Below are 9,760 nucleotides of genomic sequence, written 5' to 3' on the forward strand. Positions count from 1 at the left end.
ACGGGCCGCGCGGACCGACGCCTCGGCGGCCGTCGCCGACCCGCCGCGCAGGTTGGCCGGATGCCGGTGCACGGCGAACACCGCGTCCCGGGCCTTGTCCGCCGCCTCGGCGACGCCGTCGAGCTCCATCAGTGGTGCGAGCGGATCGGTCATGCCCGTGAGCATAGGCAGCGCTCGTCGCCCGCTCGTCAGCCGCTCGTCGGCGGGCACTTGTCGACCGTCGTGATCTGGCTGCACTCTTGTGACATGGGGTACTACCGTCGCCACCGGCGCCTGTGAGCGCGGACCTGTTTGTCGCATCTGGAAGAGGACACGCACCATGACAGAGAAGTCACCGGCACTCGACAACCTGTTGACCGAGAGCCGAACGTTTTCTCCGAGCGAGGAATTCGCGGCACAGGCGAACCTGAGCGAGCAGGCCTACGCCGAGGCCGACGCCGACCGGGAGGCGTTCTGGGCGCGGCAGGCCGAGCGGCTGCACTGGGACACACCGTGGTCGCGCGTACTGGACTGGTCCGAGGCGCCGTTCGCCAAGTGGTTCGTGGGCGGCAAGCTCAACGTCGCCTACAACTGCGTCGACCGTCATGTCGAGGCCGGGCACGGCGACCAGGTCGCCATCCACTGGGTCGGCGAGCCCGGCGACAGCCGGGACATCACCTACGCCGAGTTGCGGCGAGAGGTGAGCCGCGCGGCGAACGCGCTGATCTCGCTCGGGGTGGGCGCGCACGACCGCGTCGCGATCCAGTTGCAGATGGTTCCCGAGGCGATCGTGGCGATGCTGGCCTGCGCACGGATCGGCGCGCTGCACAGTGTCGTGTTCGGCGGGTTCTCCCCGACGGCGCTGCGCTCCCGCGTCGACGACGCCCGCGCTAAGGTGGTGATCACATCGGACGGCCAGTACCGCAGGGGCAAGGCCGCGCCGATGAAGGCCAACGTGGACGAGGCGCTGGACGGCGCGGAGAGCGTGGAGAAGGTCCTCGTGGTGCGCCGCACGGGCGACGACGTGCCGTGGACCGAGGGACGCGATCTGTGGTGGGACGAGCTGGTCGAGGCCCAGCCCGACACGCACACCCCCGAGGCGTTCGACTCGGAGCACCCGCTCTACATCCTCTACACCTCGGGTACCACGGGGAAGCCGAAGGGCATCCTGCACACCTCGGGCGGGTACCTGACCCAGGCCGCCTACACCCACCACGCGGTGTTCGACCACAAGCCCGGCGAGGACGTCTACTGGTGCACGGCCGACATCGGCTGGGTCACCGGCCACACCTACATCGTGTACGGGCCGCTCGCCAACCGCGCCACCCAGGTCGTCTACGAGGGCACACCCAACACACCGCACGAGGGCAGGCACTGGGAGATCGTCCAGAACTACAAGGTCTCGCTGTACTACACCGCGCCGACGCTGATCCGCACGTTCATGAAGTGGGGTTCGGACATCCCCGCGGGGTACGACCTGTCGTCGCTGCGGGTGCTCGGCTCGGTGGGCGAGCCGATCAACCCCGAGGCCTGGATGTGGTACCGCGAGCACATCGGCGGTGGCCGCTGCCCGGTCGTGGACACCTGGTGGCAGACCGAGACCGGCGCGATCATGATCTCGCCGCTGCCCGGCGTCACGCACGCCAAGCCGGGTTCGGCGCAGCGTCCGCTGCCGGGCATCTCGGCCAAGGTCGTCGACGACACCGGCGCCGAGGTCGGCAAGGGCGGCGGCGGCTACCTCGTGCTCGACAAGCCGTGGCCCGCGATGTTGCGCGGCATCTGGGGCGACGACGAGCGCTACCGCGAGACCTACTGGTCGCGTTTCGCCGAGCAGGGTTTCTACTTCGCCGGTGACGGCGCGAAGTACGACACCGACGGCGACGTGTGGCTGCTCGGCCGGGTGGACGACGTGATGAACGTGTCCGGGCACCGGATCTCGACCACGGAGGTGGAGTCGGCGCTGGTGTCCCATCCGACCGTCGCCGAGGCCGCCGTGGTGGGCGCCGCCGACCCGACCACGGGGCAGGGCATCGTCGCCTTCGTCATCCTGCGCGGTGGGGTGGCCGAGGACGACGCGGGCGGCGCCGAGGCGATCCAGGCGCTGCGCGACCACGTCGCCTCCGAGATCGGCCCGATCGCCAAGCCGCGGCAGATCATGGTCGTTCCCGAATTGCCGAAGACCCGCTCCGGCAAGATCATGCGAAGGCTGCTGCGCGACGTCGCCGAGAACCGCGAGGTCGGCGACGTGACGACCCTGGCCGACAGCTCCGTGATGGACCTGATCTCCAGCGGTCTGCGCTCCGGCAAGGGCGACGAGTAACGAGCGGTGGTTCGTGGCCGGCGGGTCCCGGCCACGAACCGTCCGGGACGCGCGACCGGCGCGGCGCCACCGGAGGTACGAAAAAAGGGCGGCCTCCACCCTGCTCGTGGTGGAGGCCGCCCCGCCTTGTCGCGAGCCCGGTGGGCTCAGCTCAGCCGGTCACGTCCAGGTGGCCGGGCTGCGGAACCGGCTTCGGGGCCTTGCCGCCCTCGTCCGGGGTGTCGCCGGGCGCGTCGTCGCCGTTGTCGCCGTCGTCGCCGCCGTTGTCACCGTTGTCGCCGTCGTCGCCGTTGTCACCGTCGTCCGGGTCCTCCGGCTTGGAGGGCTCGGTCGGGTCGCTGGGCTCGGTCGGCTCCGCCGGGTCCTCGCTGTCGTCGTCGCCCTTGCCGCACGTGGCGGAGGAGAGGTCCAGCGTCTGCGTCTTGCCCAGGATCTCCAGGGAGAGCGCGGTGACGGTCGTGGTGCCGTCGCCGTTATCCTCCTGCTTGTTCAGCGTCAGCTGGGCGATCCCCTCCAGCGGGCCGGGGACGACCTTGGTGTTCGGCTTGATCTGGTTCAGCTCGATCTTCTCGCCGCCGACCTCGAGGTCGACGATCGAGGTCGTCGCGTTGAGGTTGTCGCACTCGGCCTCGATCAGCGACGCCTTGATGCCGGGCGCACCGGGCACCGGCAGGTCGACGCCCACGTCCGCGGTGCTGGCGGTGGCGAAGCCCGTGTCGACGGCGGCGTTGAACACGCCCGCGGTCAGGATGGCCTGGTCGGCCGAGGGCAGCGCGGAGTAGACCAGGTGGTCCTTACCCTCGCCGACCACGTGCGGAACCTTGGTCACGTTGAGCAGCCCGCTCGCGCCGAGCGCGTAGGCGGAGTCCTGCTGCTGCGCGGTCGCCACCGGGGCGAACGCGACGCCGCCCGCGACGAGGGCGGACAGGACACCGGCGCCGAGGGCCGTCTTCTTCTTGGACAAGGAATTACCTTTCGTTCAGTGGGAACTGGCGAATGTGCTGGTGTCGCGAGCGAACCGGCGGCCGATCACTGGATGTTGACGACCGTGCCGAGAGGAAGCTCGGCGAGTGCGTCGAGGGCGTCCTGGGTCACCCTGATGCACCCGTCGCTCGACGGCTTGCCGACGAAGCTGTCGTCGGGCCACGTGTGGAACCCGACCGTGCCGGGCCCACCCCCGTAGGTCTTGTGCGAGCTCGAGTGGCTGCTGAGCGGGAGAACGATCGGACTGTAGTCGTTCACGGTCTCCTCGATCGAGGCGATGATGTAGGCACGCCCCTTCGGGGTCGGGTGCTCCTCCTTGCCGAGGCCGACCTGCCACTCGCCGATCTGCTCGCCACCCTTGAGGATTTCGAGCGTGAACGCCTCACGGTCGACATTGACCAGGTAGTCGTTCTCGGCGGTCTCGACCGCGTCCTCGCCCGCCTTGATCCAGCCCGTCGCCCCGTTGGGACGCGTGGGGAGCAGGATCTGGGCCCAGTCGCCCTCACGCTTGACGACGGGGACCCAGGTCGGGGACGAGATCTGCTCGACCGGGAGACGCGCGATCTCGGTGCCGTCGACCGCGTCGTGGATCGCGAGCTCGCGCTTGGGGTGCAGCACCTCGCCGTCCGTGGGTTCGGCGGGCGCCGGGTCCTTGGGCGCGTTCGGGATCTCTCCGTACGTGGTCGCTTCGGGCAACGTGTTCGCGTCCTGCGCACCACCAGCGGCCTCGGCGGAGTCACCTCCGCCTCCACCGCAGGCCGACGTCAGCAGCGTCAGCGTGGTCACGGCCGCGAGCGCGACCCGTTTCCGGGGCGAGGACGTCCGGCCGCCCGCACGGCGGGCGGGGCGATCGTGGCGAATCTCGGTACTTTCCATTTCACAGTCCCTGGGGCATTGATCGACTGGGCGAGGCGAGAGCTATTAAAACAAAGCCTCTTTCACGCCCCGACAGCAGGTTCCCTTTCGGCGTGAATGCGCACGTGAGCGTGAGTCTTCCCCTCCACCGAAGCGGCGGCCGGACCTTCTGGCAGGGCACGGCACTGTCCACACGTCGACGGTCGCCGTGTCGCCGATCGCCCGCATGCCAACGAGAACGAGTGATCGTCACAGTCGGTGCGGGCGTTACCGAGAGTTTGTCCGAACTGTGACCGAACGGTGGTCCGTACACCCCCTCACGCCCAGCGCGGAATCGGCGGGAGCTGCGAAAACACACTCGCCGCCACCGCCGCGCCCCGCGTTTCACTCTTTCGTGTGGAGAGGTGTAACGCCAGAACACTCGGGAAGATCGACCGGAAACATTTCATGAAGGTCTCGATACAGTCACAGGCGCAACCTCGCGCGTTTCCGCGCGGCATTTTCGCCGTCGCTCCCCCGTCGCACCCGGCGAGGCGTGAGTCGAACGCACGTTCTATCCTGGCCGCCTGCATCGACACCCTCAGCCGGGCAAGGAGACGACACCAACGATGACCGTTGATTCCGCTGGTTCCGCGATCCAGACCACGGACGCCCCGCCGCACGAGGACGGCACACCCGCGCAGCCGGCCGACCGGCCCGCGGAGCAGGCCGGCGCCGAGCACACCGGCGACGACCGGCCCGCGGAGCAGACCGGTGACCGGTCCGGTAGTGACCAGTCCGGTGGCGAGCAGTCCGGTAGCGATCAGGAACAGGGCAAGCCGCAGCGCGGTAAGGGCGGCGGCAAGGGCAAGGGTGGTGCCCGCAAGACCCGGACGGTGGAGCTGACCCTCACCGTCACGGGCACGGCCGACGGCGAGTGGCAGGCCGAGCTCAAGCACGGCAGCAAGTGGGTGGCCCGGGGACTCGACATCCCGGCGGCGGCGGTCTCGCGCGCGGCCAAGGAGCTGCACGAGGAGCTGTCCGCCCCGATCGACGAGGTCATCAACGCCGCGAAGGAGCAGCAGCAGGCGAAGGTGGCCCAGTTGGAGGCCGAGCTCGAACAGGCCAGGCAGGCACTCGCCGAACTGGAAAGCTGAGCCGATCCGGGCGGGGGCCGCGCCGGTGCTCGGCCGGTCCCCGCCCGCACCGGGCGACCCGTGTCGCCCACATCGTGTCGCCCGCGTGTCCGTGTTGCCCGCGTCCGCGGTGTGCGTTGGGATGGCGCTGTGGCCGACGGGCAGATCCCCCACCGCGACGAGCCGCACCGGCACGACGTCGGTGGCAGGCTGAACTGGTTGCGCGCGGGGGTGCTCGGCGCCAACGACGGGATCGTGTCCACCGCCGGACTCGTCGTCGGCGTCGCGGGCGCGACCGCCGGGCACACCGAGGTCCTGCTGGCCGGGATCGCGGGTCTGGTCGCGGGAGCGCTGTCGATGGCGGGCGGCGAGTACGTCTCTGTCTCCACCCAGCGTGACACCGAGCGCGCGATGCTCCGGCTCGAACGCCAGGAGCTGCACACGATGCCCGAGGAAGAGGAGCGCGAGCTCGCCGAGATCTACCAGCGCAAGGGCCTCTCGCCCGCGCTCGCCGCCCGGGTCGCCCGCGAGCTCACCGAGAACGACGCGCTGCGCGCGCACGCGGAAGCCGAACTCCGCATCGACCCCGACCAGCTCACGAGCCCGTGGCAGGCCGCATGGGCCTCGATGTTCTCCTTCACGGTCGGCGCGCTGCTGCCGTTGCTGGCCATCACGCTGAGCCCGCCGTCGACGCGGGTGCTCACCACGGCCGCGGCCGTCGTCGTCGCACTGGCCTGTACCGGCTGGGTCAGCGCCCGGCTCGGTGACGCACCACCGGCGAGGGCAGCGCTGCGCAACGTCGGTGTCGGGGCGTTGACCATGTCGGTGACCTACGCCGTCGGCTTCGCCTCCGGCACGATGCTCGGCTGACTCGCTCCACGCGTCCGCCAGGCGCACACCGATCACACCGGCGCCCAGCGCAGGGCCCGAACCACACCGGCGCGCGGCGCGCCCGAACCACTCCGCGCGCCCGGCGCGCCGATGAGTTGATCACGTGGCACGATGAGGCGCGTGAGCAGCCCCCAACACCACTCAGGCGACAGCGACCGCGCGGGTGCCGTGCCCTACATCCCGCTGTCCTCCGACGACGGAAGCGCAGGCGAGCAGGAGTCGATCGGCTCGCTGGTCAGCGACGCCGCGCGTCAGGTGTCCACGCTGGTCAGGGCCGAGGTCGAGCTGATCAAGTCCGAGGCCGTCGGCGAGGCGAAGAAGGCCGCCAAGGGCAGTGTCTTCTTCGTCGTGGCCGGCGTCGTCGCGCTGTACAGCTCGTTCTTCTTCTTTTTCTTCCTCGGCGAGCTGCTCGCCGAGTGGCTGCCGCGCTGGGCGGCGTTCGGCATCGTGTTCCTGTCGATGCTCGTGGTCGCCGGCTTGTTCGGCTACCTCGGACTGCGCAAGTGGAAGCGCGTCCGCAAGCCGCAGCGCTCGCTGGACAGCCTCAAGGACACCGCCGACACCCTCCGGCACCGCGGCCACCCCGCGAGCCCGGAGGTGAGCGGCCACCCCGCGACGGCGGGCGCGTCCTCCCCGGCGGGGCACTGACCGGGTTGCCGGACTCGTCGGCGCAGGCGCCCGACCCGTCGAGCGTACGGCTGGAGGGGCCGTGGACCCACCGGGACGTCTCGGCCAACGGCATCCGGCTGCACGTGGCCGAATCCGGTTCCGGCCCGGCGGTGTTGCTGCTGCACGGCTTCGGTGAGTTCTGGTGGGTCTGGCATCACCAGGTGCGCGACCTGGCCGACGCGGGATTCCGGGTGATCGCGGTGGACCTGCGCGGCTACGGCGACTCGGACAAGCCACCCCGGGGTTACGACGGCTGGACCCTGGCCGGGGATGTCACGGGCCTGGTGCGCGCGCTCGGGGAACGCGACGCCCACCTCGTCGGGCACGGCTGGGGTGGCCTGCTCGCGTGGTCGGCGGCGATTCTGCATCCCCGCATCGTGCGCTCGGTGTCGGTCCTGGGTGGTGCGCACCCGATCGCGCTCCGGTCGGCGTTCGGGCGTTCGCTGCCGCGCCGGCGAGGCCAGGCCGCCGCGATGCGCCACCTGGTGCGCTCGCAGCTACCGATACTGCCCGAACGCAGGCTGGTCGCCGACGACGCGGCCGAGCTGGAACGCCTGGTGCTGGCGTGGTCGGGGCCGGGCTGGCCGTCCCGGCCCACGTTCGGCGACACCATGCGCCGCATGCGGAGCGCGCTCCGCGTGCCCGGCGTGGCACACAGCGCACTCGAGTACTACCGGTGGGCGTTCCGCTCCCAGTTCCGGGGCGACGGCAGGCGCTTCGCCGCGGCCGTCGGCGGGCGCAGCCGGGCGCCGGTGCTCCAGCTCCACGGTGCCGAGGACGGATGCGTGCTCACCGACACCGCGCGGGAGTCGGCGCCTTGGCGTGGGCCGCGCTCCCGGTTCGAGTTGCTCGACGGCGTCGGCCACTTCCCGCACCTCGAAGCGCCCGCCGTGACCGGCGCGGTGCTGCGGGAGTTCCTGCGCCTCCACGGGTGAGCCCGGCCCGGCCGCCGGGGCGCCGCGTCGTCAGCCCGTGCACGTTCCGGTCCGGACCTCGGCGCTGAAGGCGGGAGCCTGTTCCACCTCGCGGCGCACCTCCTCGGCGGTGAGCGCGAAGCCGGTGTCCGGGTTCTCCACCGAGGCACCGAAGACCACGCCCACGACGTCGCCGTCCGGAGCGACCAACGGGCCGCCCGAGTTCCCGCTGCGGACCTCGCCGCGCACGGTGTAGACGTCTCGCACCACGGTCTCGGAGTCATAGATGTCCGGGCCACGCAGGTCGATCCGCTCCCGGATGCGCGTCGGGGTCGCGGTGTAGGGGCCGTCGAGCGGGTAGCCCAGCGCGATCGTGTCGTCACCGGCGTCGGGCCGTTCCTGGGTCAGGGGCAGCGGCTGCGCCGTCAGGCCCGGTACCGCCACGATCGCCACGTCGGTGCCCGGGTCGTAGTAGACGACCCTGCCTTCGCGCCTGCCCCGCGTGGTCTCGACGGCCACCTCGTCGGTGCCCGCCACGACATGCGCGTTCGTCATCACTCGCTCGGGTGCGACGACGAAGCCGCTGCCTTCGAGCGAGCGCGAGCACGAGGGTGCGATGCCGCGCACCTTGAGCACGCTCGGACGCAGCTCCCGCACCACCTCGCTGTCCTGCAACGCCGGGTCCGGCGGCTGGATCTGCCGCACAGGCGCGTTCTGGAACGGTGCCACGATCGAGGGGAATCCCGACTCGTCCAGCATCGTGCGCAGCTCGCCGGGAAGCCCCTGGGCGGCCTCGGGCATCACGGTGTTCACCCCGCCGAGGACGGCGGAGTTGTTGATCGCCCTTGCCAGCCCCGGCATCGCCGCGACGCTGGTCAACGGCAGCGCGATCAGCCAGGCGACCACGAAGACGACCACACCCTGCACGATCGCGCCCAGCGCGCTGTCCACACCGGAACCCGCCGAGGAGGACACCCTGCGTTTGAGCTTGTGCCCCAGCCACACCCCGAGCGTTTCCCCGAACGCGACGAGCAGGATGACCACGCCGACGGCGAAGGCGACCCGCGCGGCGGGGTTCTCGAACAGGTCCACGAACTCCGGCGCGATGCGGATGCCCAGCACCGCGCCGAGCATCACGCCGAGGAACGCGGGCAGCGCGATGAGGACACCCTGTCTGGCTCCCGACACGGCCGCGAGCAGCGCCAGCAGGATGACCAGCACGTCGACCCAGTTCACGTCTCTCCCTATTCGCCGTCGGCCACCGGGGCCTGCCGCGTGCGCGCCTCGTGCTCGGCCAGCGCCGTGTCCAGGTCCCGGACATCGGTGTGGTCCCACTCGCGGGACCAGCCGCCAAGGTCGAGCAGCACGGACAGCAGGCCGCCCGTGAAACCCCACACGAACAGCCCGCCGACCTCGAAGGCGGGTCCGCGCCAGCCACCGCCGCGACCGTCGGGCCGATGGACCTGGAACCGGTTGACCGGGTCCGCCAGATCGGCGACCGGCACCCGCGCCACGGCGGCGGTCTCACGGTAATCCACGGGCCCGACGGGCGACGGGCGGTGCCAGTGCGCGAGCACCGGAGTGACGGCGAACCCGGACACCGGCACGTACAACTCGGGCAGCAGCGCCACCGGCCGCACCCCGGAGGGTTCCACACCGGTCTCTTCCCGTGCCTCGCGCAAGGCCGTCTCGACCGGCCCCTCCCCGTCCTCCGCGCCGCCGCCCGGGAAGGCCACCTGCCCGGCGTGCGAGCCGAGGGTGTCCGCCCGGCGCAGCAGCAGCACGTCGGGACCGTCGGCGTCGGCGCCGAACAGGACGAGCACCGACGCGCGCCGGGCCGGCCCTGTCGACGGCACCGAGAACCGGGTGAACGTCGTGGCATCCAGCGTGGCGCTGACCTCCACGAGGCCGCGCAGCCACCGGGGAGCCTCGGCCGGGGACACGAGCGGGCCGGTCACCGGGCACGCTCCACGGCGGCGCGAACGTCGGCGACCGAGCCGAAGAGCCGGGGCTCGGTCACGAGACCGACCTCG

Annotated in this window: 9 protein-coding genes and 1 pseudogene; 5 read left to right on the top strand and 5 right to left on the bottom strand. The window is 71.3% G+C overall.

What is annotated here, in order from left to right:
* Positions 1–153: pseudogene (locus SACSA_RS21430) on the bottom strand (oxidoreductase); the annotation flags it as partial.
* A 166-nt stretch (positions 154–319) separates the two neighbouring features.
* On the opposite strand from SACSA_RS21430, the gene acs reads away from it, so the two are divergent.
* Positions 320–2,299: an acetate--CoA ligase gene (gene acs, locus SACSA_RS0104230; RefSeq protein WP_019813797.1), complete on the top strand. Its 1,980-nt coding sequence runs from the start codon at positions 320–322 to the stop codon at positions 2,297–2,299.
* A 151-nt stretch (positions 2,300–2,450) separates the two neighbouring features.
* Here acs and SACSA_RS0104235 read toward each other — a convergent pair whose 3' ends face one another.
* Positions 2,451–3,263, bottom strand: a complete 813-nt coding sequence (locus SACSA_RS0104235; protein ID WP_019813799.1) for a choice-of-anchor P family protein — start codon at positions 3,261–3,263, stop codon at positions 2,451–2,453.
* Between the two features lie 65 nt (positions 3,264–3,328).
* Positions 3,329–4,159 (bottom strand): L,D-transpeptidase family protein, encoded by an 831-nt coding sequence (locus SACSA_RS0104240; protein ID WP_083940148.1) that lies wholly within the window; start codon positions 4,157–4,159, stop codon positions 3,329–3,331.
* A gap of 587 nt (positions 4,160–4,746) precedes the next feature.
* Here SACSA_RS0104240 and SACSA_RS0104245 point away from each other — a divergent pair.
* The 4 genes from SACSA_RS0104245 (at position 4,747) to SACSA_RS0104260 (ending at position 7,748) form a co-directional block, all read left to right on the top strand.
* Positions 4,747–5,274, top strand: a complete 528-nt coding sequence (locus tag SACSA_RS0104245) for a DUF6319 family protein (protein ID WP_019813804.1) — start codon at positions 4,747–4,749, stop codon at positions 5,272–5,274.
* Positions 5,275–5,403: 129 nt separating this feature from the next.
* On the top strand, positions 5,404–6,123 hold the full coding sequence (locus SACSA_RS0104250) for a VIT1/CCC1 transporter family protein (protein ID WP_019813806.1): 720 nt from the start codon (positions 5,404–5,406) through the stop codon (positions 6,121–6,123).
* 132 nt (positions 6,124–6,255) lie between these two features.
* Entirely contained in the window at positions 6,256–6,792 is a 537-nt protein-coding gene (locus tag SACSA_RS0104255) for a phage holin family protein (protein ID WP_028661528.1), read from the top strand.
* Positions 6,793–6,797: 5 nt separating this feature from the next.
* Positions 6,798–7,748, top strand: a complete 951-nt coding sequence (locus SACSA_RS0104260) for an alpha/beta fold hydrolase (RefSeq protein ID WP_019813809.1) — start codon at positions 6,798–6,800, stop codon at positions 7,746–7,748.
* A gap of 30 nt (positions 7,749–7,778) precedes the next feature.
* On the opposite strand, the gene SACSA_RS0104265 is transcribed toward SACSA_RS0104260, so the two are convergent.
* Entirely contained in the window at positions 7,779–8,963 is a 1,185-nt protein-coding gene (locus tag SACSA_RS0104265) for a MarP family serine protease (protein WP_019813810.1), read from the bottom strand.
* Between the two features lie 8 nt (positions 8,964–8,971).
* The gene (locus SACSA_RS0104270) at positions 8,972–9,685 is read right to left on the bottom strand and encodes an NUDIX hydrolase (RefSeq protein ID WP_019813811.1); all 714 of its coding nucleotides are present in this window, start codon (positions 9,683–9,685) and stop codon (positions 8,972–8,974) included.
* Between the last annotated feature and the right edge of the window lie 75 nt (positions 9,686–9,760).

The organism is Saccharomonospora saliphila YIM 90502 (assembly GCF_000383795.1).
In the GTDB taxonomy this organism is placed as follows: Bacteria; Actinomycetota; Actinomycetes; order Mycobacteriales; family Pseudonocardiaceae; genus Saccharomonospora; species Saccharomonospora saliphila.